The sequence below is a fragment of the Paraburkholderia sp. MM5482-R2 genome (genome assembly GCF_050436125.1).
In the GTDB taxonomy this organism is placed as follows: domain Bacteria; phylum Pseudomonadota; class Gammaproteobacteria; order Burkholderiales; family Burkholderiaceae; genus Paraburkholderia; species Paraburkholderia tuberum.
The window spans coordinates 2,511,234-2,525,946 of record NZ_JBNDLP010000002.1 but is presented as its reverse complement, the minus strand read 5'-3'; the positions used below and the strand labels follow the sequence as shown (position 1 = coordinate 2,525,946).

Sequence of the window (14,713 nt, the reverse complement as noted above, 5' to 3'; positions counted from 1 at the left end):
AGCGCACGCTGCTACAATCTCGTTTTTACAGATCGACAGATTGGTTGTGCACTATGGGTTTCGAACAACTCGCTGAACTGAAGAAGCAACTGGCCGCGGCGCGCGCCGCCGCAGAGTCCGCCGGCAAGCCCGATCGCAAATCGGCCACGCGCCCCGCTTCGAAGTCCGCTGGCAAGCCCGCTTCAAATTCAGCGGCACATCCTGGTTCACATGCCGAGCGTGGCGCCAATCCGGGCACGAAGCCCGGTGGCCGGCCCGGCGCGAAGCCGGCCGCAAAGGCCGGCGCTCGCCCGGACGGCAAGCCGGGTACCCGAGCCGGCGGCCCGCAGCCGGCGCGCCACACCGCGTCCGCCAAGCCGGCGGTGGACGCCAAGCCGGTGGACCCGGTGGTGCGCTCGATCGGTCGTCTGCAAAAACGTTTCCCGGTTGCTTTCCCGAAGAATCCGGCCCCGAAGCTGCCGCTGAAGATCGGCATTTTCGAAGACCTCGTCGTGCATGCGAAGGAAGTGTCGCTGAGCGAAGCCGAACTGCGCGACGCGATCAAGACGTGGTGCCGTGGCGGGCGCTACTGGAAGAGCCTCGTCGAAGGCGCGGCGCGCGTCGACCTGGCGGGCGTCGAAGCCGGCAAGGTCACGGCGCAGGAAGCGGCGGGTGCTCAGCGCCTGCTTGCGCATCGCGCGGCGAAGGGCGCGCAGAAGACCGCCACCGCGACGGCAAGCGCGAATGCGCCGACCGATGCAGGTACACCGGCCGAGGGCGCGGCCGCTGAAGCGCCGCAGGCCGAAGCAGGGGTAGCGGCAGTCGCGGAACAAGCGGCCCGCCAAGCGGATGCCGCTGCTGCGTCGCCGGAAGCCATAGCGGCGGATGCCGCCGGGAGCGCGGACACCCAGGCGCAGACCAGCGCGCAACACGAACCGCAAGCCACCGCTCCCGCCTCGCCCCCCCTCCCAAGCCTAACCTTGGCACAGCCCGTCATGGCCTCGATCACGAGGCCATGACGGGCGGCGCAGCCGTCAACCGGCTGCGCACGAATCCCACATGCTCGCGCAGCACGTAAAACGCATCCGCATACGCGAGCGGCATGCGCAGGTGGCTCAGCGCCGCCTCGATCTCGTCCAGTTGCCCCAGTAGCTGGGTGCGCTCCTCGTCGGTTGCGCCCGCGAGCGCGTGCCGCTCGATCGCGATCAGCGAACCGTAATAACGATAGATGCGCGAGCGCACCCGCCACCGGTACAGCGCCGGAATCACGCGCATGGCGGGCAACAGCAGCACGGCGACCGGCAATAGCAGGAAGAGCGTACGATCGCCGATGCTCGCGAGCCAGAAAGGCAGCGTCCGATACAACAAGCCCTTGCCGGTCCGGTAATAGCGCTGCGCGTCGTCGCTGATCGGATATTCGTGCTCGACCGGGTTCGGGAACTGGCCGGCGTGCTGCAACAGGCCCGCGGCGCCGTGCACTTCCTGCGCCGCCTCGATCAATAGATCCGAAATCGCCGGATGCAGCGTGCTGCGCGCGACGAGTTCGACCGTCTGACTAATCAGGTGAACGGTCTCGGGCGGAATGCGCCGCTTCAGATCGAGCACGCCGGGCGGCAAGTCGATCTGGTCGAGAAACGGAAAGACGCGTGTATAGGCGCTCGCTTCGTCGAAATTCATCACCGAGATGCCGGGTACGCGCAATAGCCGCAGCATCAGGCCGCGCGTGGCCGAATCGCCGCTCAGAATCGCCGCGTCGACCTCGCCGGCAACCAGCTGCGTGGCGGCCTGCAGGCCGTCGCTCGGCACTAGCGTCGTGGCGCCGCCCGGCTCGATGCCGTTCGCCGCGAGCAGTTGCAGCGCGAGCAGCCGCGTGCCGCTGCCTTCGCGGCCGACCGCGATCCGCTTGCCTTCGAGCTGCGCCAGTTGCGTGAGCGCCGTGCCGCGATAGAACACGACGATCGGCACATAGAACACGCTGCCGAGCGAGACCAGCGACGAAGTATCGAGCCCTTCGGCCACCCCGCCCTGCACGAGAGCGATATCGACGTGCTGCTTCGGATCCAGCAGCCGCTGCAGGTTCTGCACGGAACCTTCGGATTCGAGCACGTTCAGGCGGATGCCGTTGCGCGCGAGGATCTTGCGGTACTGGTTCGCGGTGACGACGAACGAGCTGTCGCGCGGGCCGGCGCTGATCGTGATCGTGCGCGGCGGCGCCGGATTGGCGATCCAGACGATCAGCACGATCGCGAACGCGATCAGCAGCGCCGTGATGAAGTAGGGCAGCAGGTGCTCGCGCCATTCGGCGCGCGTAGGTTCGGCGGGAAAGTGCGGAGGCCGCGGACGCTGCGCTTTCATGAAGACTCCGTGCGGGAAGCCAGGTGAAGGCATTGTCGCCTGTGCGGGGCGGCTTTGCCGTCGACGGTTCGCTCTATTGACCGGGCGCGCGGCGCCGCATCGCCGTGCTCACGCACGCGGCGCTCAAACGCGCTTGAACAACTGCCGCGCGAGCGAGCACATCAGCAGCGTCGCCGGCGATTCGTCCTGCAGGCGCCGGCTCATGATGATCGGCGACGCGGCGCTTGCCGACGGAATCGGCCGGTACGCGACGCCATGCGCGCGCAAGCCCTCGACGCTCTCCGGCACGAGACACACGCCGACCTGCGCGGCGACCAGCCCTAGCGCGGTCTGCAACTCCCGCACTTCATGGATCGCTTTCGGCTCCAGCGCCTGATCGTGCATTGCCGAGATCTGCTGGTCCGCATAGCTCGGCCGCGGCGTGCTCGGATAGACGATCAGCGTTTCCTCGGCGAGCGCGGCAAGCGTGAGCGGCTTCTTTTGCCGCGCGAGTGGATGGTCCTGCGGCAACGCGGCGATCATCCGTTCCTCGACCAGCACTTCGCGCGCGAGTTGCGCATCGTCGAAGCGCAGCCGGCCGAAGCCGACGTCGATGCGGCCACCTTTGAGCGCGGCCAACTGCTCGATCGTGAACATCTCGATCAGCGACAGCTCGATGTGCGGCGCGGCCTCGCGAAACGAGCGGATCACCGCGGGCAGCGCGCCATACAGCGTCGACGGTACGAAACCGATCACGATGCGTTCCGCGAGTTGCGCGAGCCGGCGCGTGAGCGGCGCGAGCTCGTCGGCTTCATCGACCAGACGTTTCGCCTGCGTGTAGAAAATGCGGCCGGCTTCGGTGAGCCGCAACGGCCGCGAGCCGCGCTCGAACAGCGGCAGGCCGACACTTTCCTCGATCTGCTGGATCTGCCGCGACAGCGGCGGCTGTGTCATATGCAGACGATTGGCCGCCCGCGTGATGTTCATCTCCTCGGCGACCGCGATGAAGTAGCGAAGTTGGCGAAATTCCATGCATGCCTCTGAGATGTGATGCGTCGGCGATTGGTGTTGCGTTGGTCTGCTGCGCCTTGGGCGCTGCCGGTTGCGGTACGGTGCTGCCGTCGCGGCGCTGCGCGAGGGCAACGAATGATAGCAACAGCGCCGCTAAATACCGGCCAGATGACGCACGAGCGCCTTTTCCGCGCGCGGCAGCGCATTCAGCTCGCGCATGCTGTTGCCGTCGTTCGTCACCAAAGAGTGGCAGCTGTTTGCGGGATCGGGCGTGCGCGCGCTCGTCGAACGCTTATGGCCGATGCTGGCGGGCATCGTACTCGGCACGCTGGTTGCGGCAGCTCGGTCAGCGCGTGCGCGGGCGTATCAGTGCGGCGAGTTTTCGTCGCTGGTTCTTTATCTGTCTGCTCGGCCCCGGCGTGCAATCGATGGCGCGCGCATTCGTTTAAAAGACGTTGGGAGCAGCGGATCGCGGAGGAGGGAGATCGTGTGGCCCATTATTCTCGATACGCTCGGCGCGCTCGCGGTGCTCGCGAGCGTGGCCGCGCACATCGCGCTGCTGCTCAGCAGCGAACAAAAGCGCGGTGAATAAAAGCGCTTTGAGTGTGTAGCGCCTGATCGTGGCGTCTGCCCGTAGGAGTCTTGAGCGGTTGCACGTCTCTGCTGCCGCGTGCCGCTCTTGCAGTCGGTCAGCGCGCGCTTGCGCGACGCCGACGCCGACGCCGACGCCGACGCCGACGCCGACGCCGACGCCGACGCCGACGCCGACGCCGACGCCGCGGCGCAAGCCAAACAGCGTCAATCGTCGTAAGCCACGCGTAAACGGGGCCATCGAGGTCTGATGCGAATCGATTGTTCGTCGGAAGCGGCGTATCAATTCGTCTCGAGCCGCTTTATCCGGCCTCGCGCCGTGCCTAAATTAACGATCAGTGACAGCGCCACTGCATTTCCGGCTTTTATTGGCGTGGACTCCGCGGCTCCTCGCGAGGCATGCCGGCGCGAACCATTGAAAGGACACGATGATGAGCAAGCTCACAGGCAAGGTAGCGGTTGTAACGGGTGCATCGAAAGGCATCGGAGCGGCGATTGCGAAGGCATTGGCGGCGCAAGGCGCGTCGGTCGTGGTGAACTATGCGTCGAGCCGCGCGGGCGCCGACAAGGTGGTCGCCAATATCACCGCGGCGGGCGGCAAGGCGGTCGCGGTTGGCGGTGACGTGTCGAAGGCCGCGGACGCGAACGGCATTATCGATACGGTGATCGAAACGTACGGGCGGCTCGACGTTCTCGTCAACAACTCGGGTGTCTATGAATTCGCGGCGCTCGAAGAGATCACCGAAGCGCACTTCCATAAGCACTTCGATGTCAACGTGCTCGGGCTGCTGCTCGTGACGCAGGCGGCGGCCAGGCATCTGGGCGAAGGCGGCAGCATCGTCAACGTGAGCTCGGTCGTGACCCGCATCACGCCGGCGACCACCACGGTCTACACGGCCACCAAGGGCGCGGTCGATGCGATCACCGGCGTGCTCGCGAAGGAACTCGGAGCGCGCAAGATCCGCGTGAATTCGGTGAATCCGGGCATGGTCGAGACCGAGGGCACCCACACCGCCGGCGTGATCGGCTCGGACTTCGAAACGTGGGCGATCAGCACGACGCCGCTCGGCCGTATCGGCCAACCCGACGATATCGCGGATGTCGTCGCGTTCCTCGCGTCGGATGACGCGCGCTGGTTGACGGGCGAGAGCCTGATCGCGAGCGGCGGGTCGCGTTAAGTCTGAAGGGGTTGCCAACGCTGGTGGCAACCCGCGGAACGATTCGGGGGCGATCGCGGGCGGCGGGGCCGGCAGCATGAAGGCCACGCCGCTCCTCGCAGCGACGGCGCGCGAGCTACGCGCGTTGAACATCGCCCCCCAAGACCTCTGTTTCGGCTCCCGGCAACTCCACCGCAAAAAACGCGTCGAGCAGATTCGAACCCGGCCGCTCGGCGAGCCGCGTCAGCGATTCGATCATCTGCACGCGGCAATCGAGCAGCGGCACCATCCGGATCCGCCGCGACTCGTTGAACTCTGCGCGCGCAATGACGCCGACGCCGATTCCCTGCGCGACCGCTTCCTCCAGCGCCTCGCGGCCATCCACGTACATGACCGGCTCGACTTGCAACGACTCGCGCACGAGCTCGATTTCGAGCAGTTGTTGGGTGACCGATTGCGGCTCGCGGAAGATCATCGGCTGTTCGACGAGCTCCGCGTAACTCAGCCGGCGCTTCTTCGCGGCCGGGTAGCTCGCCGGCACCATCGCGACCAGCGGATCGCGCCGCAACACGCGCGACTGCAAGCGACTATGCACCTGCGGCGCGGCCGTGATCGCCGCGTCGACCGCGCTCGACAGCACGCGCTGCATGCACTCTGCCGCATTGGCGATCGACAGCGTGACGACGATGCCCGGGTGCCGCTGGCGAAACGCGCCGATCAGCGCGACGGCGAGATCGGGCGCATCGGCCGCGAGCGATAGCGAACCCGACTCCAGCCCGCCCGCTGATTCGAGCAGTTGGCGCGCGTCCCGCTCGCAACTGAGCATATGCCGTGTCACGCTGAACAGGCGCAGCCCGAGTTCAGTCGTCGCCACGCCGCGCGGCCCGCGCTCGAACAGCTTGACGCCGTAATCCTGTTCGAGCCGCCGCACGTGATCCGACACCGCCGGCTGCGTCAGCGACAACGCCTGCGCCGCTTTCGAAAAGCCGCCATGTTCCGCGACCGCATGGAACGCCCGCAATTGCGCGTATTGCACGTGTGCCTCGCCAGCAAATAAGTTTTTGCGATACCGTCATCGATTATATCGATTTTGCCGATGGACAACGCTTCTGTATCGTGTGAGCTATCGACATAGCGATATCGGAGTGGCGGACATGGAAAGCGCGATCGGCGGTTCGGCGGCGACATTGGCCGTGGCAGCCGCGGCAACATCGACCCGTTGCACCACACCCTGCGCCGCGCCGGCTGGCGGCGAGCCTTATCTGCTGACGCCGGGCCCGCTGACCACGGCACTATCGACGAAACAGGCGATGCTGCGCGACTGGGGCTCGTGGGACGGCGAGTTCCGCGCGATGACCGCCGAGTTGCGCGCGAGCCTGCTGGAGATCGCCGGCGACACCGCGGGCGACTACGACTGCGTGCCGCTGCAGGGCAGCGGCAGCTACTGCGTCGAAGCGATGCTCGGCAGCCTGATTCCGCGCGACGGCCACGCGCTCGTGCTCGCGAACGGCGCGTACGGCAAGCGCGCGGCGATCACGCTTGGCTATCTCGGCCGCGCCTGCACACTGCTCGACAAGGGCGACTACCTGCCGCCGCGCGGCCTCGAAGTCGAGCGCATGCTTGCCGCCGATCCATCGATCACGCACGTGGTCGCGATCCATTGCGAAACGAGCTCGGGCATCCTCAATCCGCTCGACGAGATTGCAGCCGCGGTCGCGAGGCACGGCCGCAAGCTGCTGATCGATTCGATGAGCGCCTTCGGCGCGGTGCCGCTCGACGTGCGGCAGATCGCGTGCGAGGCGTTCGTGTCGTCGGCGAACAAGTGCATCGAGGGCGTGCCGGGTTTCGGCTTCGTGATCGCGCGCAAGAGCGCCCTGCGCGAGGCGAAAGGCCGCAGCCATTCGCTCGCGCTCGATCTCTACGATCAATGGGAGGTGATGGATCGCACGGGCCAGTGGCGCTTCACGCCGCCCACGCATACGGTGGCCGCGTTCCTCGAGGCGCTGCGTCTCTACCAGCTCGAAGGCGGGCAGCCCGCGCGGCTCGCGCGCTACGCCAACAATCGCGACGTGCTGGTGGCCGGCATGCACGAGCTTGGCTTCGAGCCGCTGCTCAACGGGCGCTGGCGCTCGCCGATCATCGTGACGTTTTTTTCGCCGGCGCATCCGTCGTTCGAGTTCGCGCGCTTCTATGAACTGATGAAGGAGCAGGGCTTCATCATCTATCCGGGCAAGCTGACGGTGGTCGACAGTTTCCGCATCGGCTGCATCGGTCAGGTCGACGAGCAGGTGATGCGACGCGTGGTCGATGCCTGCGCGCAAGCGCTGCGCACGATGGGCGTCACGCACGCGGGGCCGCCGCCCGCCGCGCTCGACGAACGCAAGGCGCTCGCGCAGGCGGCCTGAGCCGCGACAGCAAACCCGCGACGGCAAACCCAATACATTCGGATTCCTGGGGATTCAAGCAGATGAAACACGTGAAGGCAGTGATTTTCGATTGGGCCGGCACGGTGGTCGACTACGGTTCACGCGCGCCGATGGGCGCCTTCGTCGAGACCTTCGAGCAGTTCGGCGTGCCGATCACGATCGACGAAGCGCGCGGCCCGATGGGCATGGCCAAGCGGCCGCACATCGCGGCGCTGATGGCGCTGCCGCGCGTCGCGCAGGCTTGGGCCGAGCGCCACGGCCATACGCCGACCGACGCCGATATCGACGCCGTGTACGACGTGTTCGTGCCGAAGAACATCGCGGTCGCGGCGAGCTATAGCGCGGTGATCCCGGGCGTCGCCGAAGTCGCGAGCGCCTTGCGTCAGAACGATATCCGCATCGGCACGACGACCGGCTATACCCGCGAGATCATCGACGAAATCGTACCGGGCGCGGCCGCGCAGGGCTTTGCGCCGGACAGCATCGTGTGCACCGGCGATACGCCGGAAGGGCGGCCGTCACCGTACATGATCTACCGGACGCTGCCGCTGCTCGGCGTGTGGCGCGCGAAAGAGGCGATCAAGGTCGACGACACCGAGGTCGGCATCGAGGAAGGCATCAACGCCGGCACGTGGGCGGTCGGTGTCGCGGTGAGCGGCAACGCGTTCGGCATGAGCGAGGCGGAGGTGAAGGCGTTGCCGGCCGACGAATTCGCCGCGCGCCGCAACGCCGCGATGGCCAGGCTGAAGGCGGCGGGCGCGCATTACGTGATCGATAGCGTCGCGGATCTGATGCCGGTCGTGTACGACATCGACGCACGGCTCGCGCGCGGCGAGCGGCCTTGAAGCGTCACTTGAAGAAACCGACCGCGAGATCGATGAACTCGCGCACCTTGCGCGGCACGAACTCGCGGCTCGGATACACCAGCGACACGGCCACGTCGCCATTGAGCACCGCATAGCCGTCGAGCACGCGCACCAGCGTGCCGGCGCGCAACTCGTCCTCGACCATTTCGAGCGGCAGCAGCGCGATGCCCATCGCGCCCAGCGCGGCCTGCTTCTGCATGATCATGCTGTTGACCGTGAACGATGCATCGATGGCGATGCTCTCGCCGCTATCGTCGCCGTCCTCGCTCGCGCTTTCGGCATCGCCGTCACCCTTGCGGAAGATCCACATCGGGCCGGTCGTGTCGAACGGCGCGGCAATCAGCCGATGCGCGTCCAGTTCGGCCGGCGTTTGCGGATGACCGGCCTGCGCGAGATACGCGCCCGCTGCTACCGGCACCGCGTGCGAGTTGATCAGACGCCGCGCCACCAGCGACTCCGAGCGGATCATATGCTCGGTCACGATGCCGACATCGAAGCCGCCTTCGAGCAGATCGACCCGTTTTTCCGTCAGCGTGACGCGCAGGTTGACTTGCGGAAAGCGCGCCTGATATTCGGCGAACAGCGGCGTTAGCCGAAACAGCGAAAAACTGCCGAGCGCGACGATGCGCAGGTCGCCCGCCACGTCGCGCGAGGCCGTGGTCGCGCGCGACTCCACTTCCTCCAGTTCGGCGAGCAGCACGCGGCAACCGTCCGCGTATTGCGCGCCGGCCTCGGTCAGCACGACCTTGCGCGTGGTGCGCTGAAACAGGCGAATGCCGAGATGCTGTTCGAGGCTCGACACATGACGCGTGACGACCGACGTCGACACGTTCAGTTGCCCGGCGGCCTGCGCGAAGCTGCCGACATCGGCCACCTTGACAAAGGCCTGCATGGCCTGAAAAAGATTGATCATTCGAGTCCAAAAAACGTCTTTGTTGTAGCGGACGGCGTGGCGCATGCGCGCGCGGCGGTGCCGCTTTCGGCTCGCCAGCGGCGCTCGTTTTCGATGCGATCGGTCAGCTTCGGCCCGACTTCGTTGCGATACCAGCGCAAGCCCCAGTTGGTCTTGTCCAGATGCGTATGCCCTTCGACGAAACCGGGCAGCAGCAGCGCGTCGCCGCCGTCCTCGACCGGCACACCGGGCTCGCATGGCAGAGCGGCGCCGAGCGCGGCGATCCGGCCATCGACGATCGACACCTCGGCGCGCTTGCCGTCGGCGAGCCGCACGTGGGTGACCAGCGAGGCGTTCGTCGTGGGTCGCGGGGCGGTCGTGGTCATGGGCGGCGGGCAAGGGGAATGAACGGGATGAAAGGGGTGAACGGCCGGTGCGTTGATGCAACCCGCGATGCTACGCTTAGACGATAATAAATCCGCCCCCGTTACGGCAAATACAGCGTGAATTAATCCGGAAATTCGGCGCGGCGAGATTGCGGCGCGAGGCCGCGCCGACCGGCAAAATCCAAGGCCGGACGGCGGTTCACGGTATACTCCCGCGTAACTTGCCTGATCGCCAGGCTTGCCCGATACTCAGCTGTTACCCCCAAATCTCCCCGTACGTCGAGTTTAACGCTACTGCTTATGAGTACAATCCTTGAAAGTCTTCCGATCGGCCAGAAGGTCGGTATCGCGTTTTCCGGCGGCCTCGACACTAGCGCCGCGCTGCACTGGATGCGCAAGAAGGGCGCCGTGCCGTACGCCTACACGGCCAACCTCGGTCAGCCCGACGAAGACGATTACGATTCGATCCCGCGTCGCGCCACGCAATATGGCGCCGAAGGCGCGCGCCTGATCGACTGCCGCGCGCAGCTGGTCGCGGAAGGTATCGCGGCGCTGCAGTGCGGCGCGTTTCATATCTCGACGGCGGGCGTCACCTACTTCAACACGACGCCGATCGGCCGCGCCGTGACCGGCACGATGCTGGTCGCCGCGATGAAGGAAGACGGCGTCAACATCTGGGGCGACGGCAGCACGTACAAGGGCAACGACATCGAGCGCTTCTACCGCTACGGTCTGCTCGTGAACCCGGACCTGAAGATCTACAAGCCGTGGCTCGACCAACTGTTCATCGACGAACTGGGCGGCCGCTCGGAAATGTCCGAGTTCATGCGCCAGTCGGGCTTCGACTACAAGATGTCGGCGGAAAAGGCGTATTCGACCGACTCGAACCTGCTCGGCGCGACGCACGAAGCGAAGGATCTCGAAAGCCTCGAGTCCGGCATCAAGATCGTGAACCCGATCATGGGCGTCGCGTTCTGGCGCGACGACGTGCAGATCGCGAAGGAAGAAGTGACGATCCGCTTCGAGGAAGGCCAGCCGGTCGCGCTGAACGGCCAGACGTTCCCGAACGCGGTCGAGCTGCTGCTCGAAGCGAACCGGATCGGCGGCCGTCACGGTCTCGGCATGAGCGACCAGATCGAAAACCGCATCATCGAGGCGAAGAGCCGCGGCATCTATGAAGCCCCGGGCCTCGCGCTGCTCAACATCGCATACGAGCGTCTGGTCACTGGCATCCACAACGAAGACACGATCGAGCAGTTCCGCGAGAACGGCCGCCGCCTCGGCCGTCTGCTGTATCAGGGCCGCTGGTTCGATCCGCAGGCGATCATGCTGCGCGAAACCGCGCAGCGCTGGGTCGCGCGCGCGATCACCGGCGAAGTGAGCGTCGAGCTGCGTCGCGGCAACGACTACTCGATCCTCAGCACGAAGTCGCCGAACCTCACGTATCAGCCCGAGCGTCTGTCGATGGAAAAGGTCGCATCGACGTTCTCGCCGCGCGACCGCATCGGCCAGCTGACGATGCGCAACCTCGACATCACCGACACGCGCGACAAGCTGCGCATCTACTCGCAGGTGGGCCTGCTGTCGTCGAACGAGACGTCGGCGCTGCCGCAGGTGAAGGGCGACAAGGAGTAAGGCGGCGCGTCTGATTACCTGAACGTCGCATCGATCGATGGGCCGGCTCGCGAGAGCCGGCCCATTTTCTTTGGGGCTCCCGGATGCGCTCCGGCGCTTGGGCGCGATCCCACATTCTGTGCTCAAGTTTCGCGTGCCTATGCCGTTGACATAAGCTAAGCCCATTCTGGAACCCTTCCGTGCAACTCGCTTACAGTAACGACCGCCTCGCCAGCCGGATGCCAGTCGACTCGACCGCCGCCGGCGAACCCGAGGTCGAGTCTTCGGTCATCGAGTGGCTATTGCACGACGACCAGGTGATGCGCGAGTGCTTCACGCATGCGGCGGAGATTCTGAAGAGCGTGACCGGCGCGGCGATTACCGCGATCGTGCTGCTCGACGAGGAGCATCAGCACTATCGCGCCGAAGTCGGCATGGCGATGCCGCTCGTCACGCGTGCGCGCTCGCTCGCCGACTACGCGGTGCGCGATGCCGACCTGTTCGTGATCGAGGATGCGCACAACGACAGCCGCTTCGGGGAATGCATGCTCGTCAAGCGTCATCCGTTCGTGCGCTTTTACGCGGCGATCGCATTGCGCGCGCCGAACGGCGAGATCGTCGGCGCGCTGTGCGCGATGGACCCGGCGCCGGGCCGGCTCGACGCGGGCCGGCGCGGCGTGTTTTACCACCTGCGCGCGATGATCGAAAACGATCTGAAGATGCGCACGGCCACCGCGATCGATCCGCTCACCCAGTTGTACAACCGGCGCTTCCTGCTCGAAACCATCGCGCGCCGCTGGAAGGAGGCGCGCGACGGCGACGTGATGGGCTCGGTGGTCGTCGACGTCGACTGGTTCAAGCAGTACAAGTGCGTTTCATACTGCCCAACCTCGCTATGTTGTTGATAAATCTAGAGAGCCCTGTTGTGTCGTTGGTATTGTGGGGTGTCCACGCCGTGCGCGAGCCCGTCCGACGAGTTCGGTAACTGCGTCCCCGGTAAGCGAATTGCGATTGAAGATCCATGGCCCGTTGGGTAACGGATGTTCGGCGGGGATCTTGTTGCGCTCAACTGCGAGCCTGAGCGTTCCGGGGCTCACACCGATGAACGCCGATGCCTCGGTCAACGTCATCCATCCTTCAGCAGCACGTCGTTCGCTCGAATAGACCGGGATCTGATGGTGGCTGCGCAACGCGGTGACTCGCTCCTGGGTCCAGAAGTTACCCCGGCCGGTTCGCAGGTCATTGCGATTGAGTACGCCGGCGATCACCAGATCCGGACAGATACGGACAAGCTGGCGCACGGCATCAATTGCTTCACGTGACGTATGCGTAGTGTTCTCTCCGCGGCGCCGCCGCGGCACGCGAATCTCGGTATGTACTCCGCCCTTCCAGTGAATGACGAGCACGATTTCGCTCGTTGCGTCGTCAACGTCAACGACGACTTCGTGGATCAGGGTGCGCACTATGCGCTTCTTCAGGCGGGCGTCGGCCTGCGGCCAGATCGATTCCAATGCAGTGGCAAGATCGGCAAACTCCTCTGGCTGGGTAGGCGGTATCTGGCCGGATGTGCCCGACTGTTGCTCGATACGCGATTCCAGTTCCTCTACGCGTAGTAGCGCATGATTCCAGCGCCGCTCCAGTTCGTCGGCGACAAGCCGGTTCTCGGGGTCAGCAGCATCGTACTGTTTCTGCGCGCGTTGCGCGGCGTAGCGTGCAGCCTGAAGATCCCGCTGCAACGCGGCCAGCACTTCGTCCTGCTTCAGGGTCTCTTCTTCGCGCGCCACGATTGCTGCCTCAATTGCCGCCGGTTGAACGACCTGCAAGACCGCCTCGGCGATGGCCGCGTCCGCGCGTGTGCCACCGAACGCAATACAACGCGGTTGCCCCTTGTCCATCCAGCCGCGATGACAGCTATAGCGCAAGGCGTCGTGCCTGTTACCCGTGTAGTGTAGCGTCAGCTTGCTCGCGCAGCGCCTGCAGCGCAACAGTCCCGCCAGCAGGGCCTCACCGTTCTTCGGGGCGCCAGCGTGTCCGGCCAGACGCAGGTTGCCGCTAATGGCACACTGGATCCGTTCGAATTCGTCCCAGTCAACGTACCCTTCGTGGGCATTCGGAATGAGCGCAAGCCACTGATCCCGTGGTTTGCGGCGATCACGTTTGCGTGGTTCCCCAGCCTCGTAATGGATCGCGCATTCGGTCTTGCCGTAGGCATACGTGCCACCGTAGATCGGGTTGGTCAGGATCCGGTACACCGTGCCGTAGCTCGGCCGTTTCCATTGGATTTCGCCGCGCGGCATGCATGCCGGCAACTGCAGGCCGTGCTCCAGGAACCATAACAACGTCTGACGCACCGAACCAATCGCGCCGAACTGGCGGAATACCGAGCGGATGGCGTCCTGCACGCGCAAATCCGGATCCTTCTCCAGGCGCTGGTCTTCGGTCTTGCAGTAACCCACCGGCGCCGCGACAATGAGTTCGCCCCGTTTGGCCTTCTCCCGACGAGCTTCGAGCGAACGCTGACGCAAGAGATCCAGCTCGTATTCGTTCAGGCTGCCCTTCAAGCCGAGCAGCAAACGATCGTTGCTCTGCCGTGGTGAGTAGACGGTCTCCTGATCGACGAGCACCGTGTCGACGACGCGGCACACCTCAACCAGTTGCTGCCACTCGCGACTGTTGCGCGCGAATCGTGAAACCTCGCGAGCGGCAACTGCGCCGACGTGCCCAAGACAGACCTCTGCGACCATCCGTTCGAAGCCCGTGCGCGTTTGCGTTCCGGCCGCAGAGCGTCCCAGATCCTCGTCGATCACCTCGATCTCGTTCCAGCCCAACTGATGCAGACGATCCTGCATCGCATACTGCAGCTTCTGGCTCTCCAGATTGTGGCTGACCTGATAGGCCGACGACTGGCGCACGTACAGCATGGCCTTGCGCGCCAGATGCTGCGCCCGAATCTTGTCACTCATCGCGCACCTCCGGCTCGTGTACGGCGGCGAGCAGCCCGCGACGGTGTTGCCGCAGCAGTTGCGCCAGCAAACGCACCGTCTGCTGCCGGACCTCCTGCGGCAGGCGCGCCCATTGTGGTGTCTTCGGAAAGGGACGGAACAGGTCGAGTTGACCGCCCGGTTGGGGGTTTGTCTGGCGTCGCATCAGCACCTCCTGTACGGAGCAAAGGATGGTGCTCGGCTTGTACCATACCGCGCGGCTTGGCAGCAGGCGCCTGCGCCAGCAGGTACTTCAGTTCCCTCAATGCTTCACAGCTGACGGCGGGAGACGTTGCCGAGGTAATGCGACAGCAGGCAACGGGATCGAACATCCATTGCGGCACCTCCAGCAAGCCTGCCGTGTCGAACGGCTCTCGCCCACAGCGCAACACTGACTCGGCGTTCTTCCTCTCTATCGTGGTGAAAATCCATACCGTGTGCCCGTACCACGGATGCCAGCGGTAGAGAACCTCCTT

The 14,713-nt window shown here is 65.3% G+C and carries 13 protein-coding genes and 1 pseudogene; 7 read left to right on the top strand and 7 right to left on the bottom strand.

The window, feature by feature from the left end; translation table 11 throughout:
• Positions 1–53: 53 nt before the first annotated feature.
• Positions 54–998, top strand: coding sequence for a ProQ/FinO family protein (locus OKW37_RS14510; RefSeq protein ID WP_429509852.1), 945 nt, complete (start codon positions 54–56; stop codon positions 996–998).
• Here OKW37_RS14510 and OKW37_RS14505 read toward each other — a convergent pair.
• Together OKW37_RS14505 and OKW37_RS14500 are read right to left on the bottom strand one after the other, a co-directional pair.
• A complete protein-coding gene (locus tag OKW37_RS14505; protein WP_429405709.1) occupies positions 985–2,334 on the bottom strand; it encodes a TAXI family TRAP transporter solute-binding subunit in 1,350 nt (449 codons plus the stop codon). The two genes, OKW37_RS14510 and OKW37_RS14505, sit on opposite strands and share 14 nt — an antisense overlap.
• 123 nt (positions 2,335–2,457) lie before the next feature.
• Complete coding sequence (locus OKW37_RS14500) at positions 2,458–3,345, bottom strand: LysR family transcriptional regulator (RefSeq protein WP_187612768.1); 888 nt, start codon at positions 3,343–3,345, stop codon at positions 2,458–2,460.
• Positions 3,346–3,541: 196 nt separating this feature from the next.
• Here OKW37_RS14500 and OKW37_RS14495 point away from each other — a divergent pair, with 196 nt between their 5' ends.
• Entirely contained in the window at positions 3,542–3,916 is a 375-nt protein-coding gene (locus OKW37_RS14495; protein WP_429509850.1) for a hypothetical protein, read from the top strand.
• Between the two features lie 430 nt (positions 3,917–4,346).
• Positions 4,347–5,093, top strand: a complete 747-nt coding sequence (locus OKW37_RS14490) for a glucose 1-dehydrogenase (protein WP_429405713.1) — start codon at positions 4,347–4,349, stop codon at positions 5,091–5,093.
• Positions 5,094–5,208: 115 nt separating this feature from the next.
• On the opposite strand, the gene OKW37_RS14485 is transcribed toward OKW37_RS14490, so the two are convergent.
• Positions 5,209–6,108 (bottom strand): LysR substrate-binding domain-containing protein, encoded by a 900-nt coding sequence (locus OKW37_RS14485; RefSeq protein ID WP_429405715.1) that lies wholly within the window; start codon positions 6,106–6,108, stop codon positions 5,209–5,211.
• 118 nt (positions 6,109–6,226) lie between these two features.
• Between OKW37_RS14485 and OKW37_RS14480 the strand changes: the two genes are divergently transcribed.
• Both OKW37_RS14480 and phnX read left to right on the top strand, forming a co-directional pair.
• Positions 6,227–7,477, top strand: coding sequence for a 2-aminoethylphosphonate--pyruvate transaminase (locus tag OKW37_RS14480; RefSeq protein WP_429405717.1), 1,251 nt, complete (start codon positions 6,227–6,229; stop codon positions 7,475–7,477).
• A gap of 62 nt (positions 7,478–7,539) precedes the next feature.
• Complete coding sequence (gene phnX / locus OKW37_RS14475) at positions 7,540–8,343, top strand: phosphonoacetaldehyde hydrolase (RefSeq protein ID WP_184067672.1); 804 nt, start codon at positions 7,540–7,542, stop codon at positions 8,341–8,343.
• 4 nt (positions 8,344–8,347) lie between these two features.
• Here phnX and OKW37_RS14470 read toward each other — a convergent pair whose 3' ends face one another.
• The gene (locus OKW37_RS14470; RefSeq protein ID WP_429405719.1) at positions 8,348–9,277 is read right to left on the bottom strand and encodes a LysR substrate-binding domain-containing protein; all 930 of its coding nucleotides are present in this window, start codon (positions 9,275–9,277) and stop codon (positions 8,348–8,350) included.
• 59 nt (positions 9,278–9,336) lie between these two features.
• Positions 9,337–9,642 (bottom strand): annotated as a pseudogene (locus OKW37_RS14465) (cytosine deaminase); the annotation flags it as partial.
• A gap of 300 nt (positions 9,643–9,942) precedes the next feature.
• Between OKW37_RS14465 and argG the strand changes: the two are divergent.
• Together argG and OKW37_RS14455 are read left to right on the top strand one after the other, a co-directional pair.
• Positions 9,943–11,277: an argininosuccinate synthase gene (gene argG, locus OKW37_RS14460; RefSeq protein WP_429405721.1), complete on the top strand. Its 1,335-nt coding sequence runs from the start codon at positions 9,943–9,945 to the stop codon at positions 11,275–11,277.
• Between the two features lie 179 nt (positions 11,278–11,456).
• Positions 11,457–12,161, top strand: a complete 705-nt coding sequence (locus tag OKW37_RS14455; protein ID WP_429405723.1) for a GAF domain-containing protein — start codon at positions 11,457–11,459, stop codon at positions 12,159–12,161.
• On the opposite strand, the gene OKW37_RS14450 is transcribed toward OKW37_RS14455, so the two are convergent.
• Together OKW37_RS14450 and OKW37_RS14445 are read right to left on the bottom strand one after the other, a co-directional pair.
• The gene (locus tag OKW37_RS14450) at positions 12,150–14,219 is read right to left on the bottom strand and encodes a recombinase family protein (protein WP_429402249.1); all 2,070 of its coding nucleotides are present in this window, start codon (positions 14,217–14,219) and stop codon (positions 12,150–12,152) included. The genes OKW37_RS14455 and OKW37_RS14450 overlap by 12 nt on opposite strands.
• Entirely contained in the window at positions 14,212–14,403 is a 192-nt protein-coding gene (locus OKW37_RS14445) for a hypothetical protein (RefSeq protein ID WP_429401213.1), read from the bottom strand. Before OKW37_RS14445 ends, OKW37_RS14450 begins: the two co-directional genes overlap by 8 nt.
• Between the last annotated feature and the right edge of the window lie 310 nt (positions 14,404–14,713).

Excerpts from the sequence above, each read along its gene's own strand:
- OKW37_RS14510 (WP_429509852.1), top strand. The coding sequence starts at position 54 with ATGGGTTTCGAACAACTCGCTGAACTGAAGAAGCAACTGGCCGCGGCG.
- OKW37_RS14505 (WP_429405709.1), bottom strand. The coding sequence starts at position 2,334 with ATGAAAGCGCAGCGTCCGCGGCCTCCGCACTTTCCCGCCGAACCTACG.
- OKW37_RS14500 (WP_187612768.1), bottom strand. The coding sequence starts at position 3,345 with ATGGAATTTCGCCAACTTCGCTACTTCATCGCGGTCGCCGAGGAGATG.
- OKW37_RS14495 (WP_429509850.1), top strand. The coding sequence starts at position 3,542 with ATGCTGTTGCCGTCGTTCGTCACCAAAGAGTGGCAGCTGTTTGCGGGA.
- OKW37_RS14490 (WP_429405713.1), top strand. The coding sequence starts at position 4,347 with ATGAGCAAGCTCACAGGCAAGGTAGCGGTTGTAACGGGTGCATCGAAA.
- OKW37_RS14480 (WP_429405717.1), top strand. The coding sequence starts at position 6,227 with ATGGAAAGCGCGATCGGCGGTTCGGCGGCGACATTGGCCGTGGCAGCC.
- phnX (WP_184067672.1), top strand. The coding sequence starts at position 7,540 with ATGAAACACGTGAAGGCAGTGATTTTCGATTGGGCCGGCACGGTGGTC.
- OKW37_RS14470 (WP_429405719.1), bottom strand. The coding sequence starts at position 9,277 with ATGATCAATCTTTTTCAGGCCATGCAGGCCTTTGTCAAGGTGGCCGAT.
- argG (WP_429405721.1), top strand. The coding sequence starts at position 9,943 with ATGAGTACAATCCTTGAAAGTCTTCCGATCGGCCAGAAGGTCGGTATC.
- OKW37_RS14450 (WP_429402249.1), bottom strand. The coding sequence starts at position 14,219 with ATGAGTGACAAGATTCGGGCGCAGCATCTGGCGCGCAAGGCCATGCTG.
- OKW37_RS14445 (WP_429401213.1), bottom strand. The coding sequence starts at position 14,403 with ATGCGACGCCAGACAAACCCCCAACCGGGCGGTCAACTCGACCTGTTC.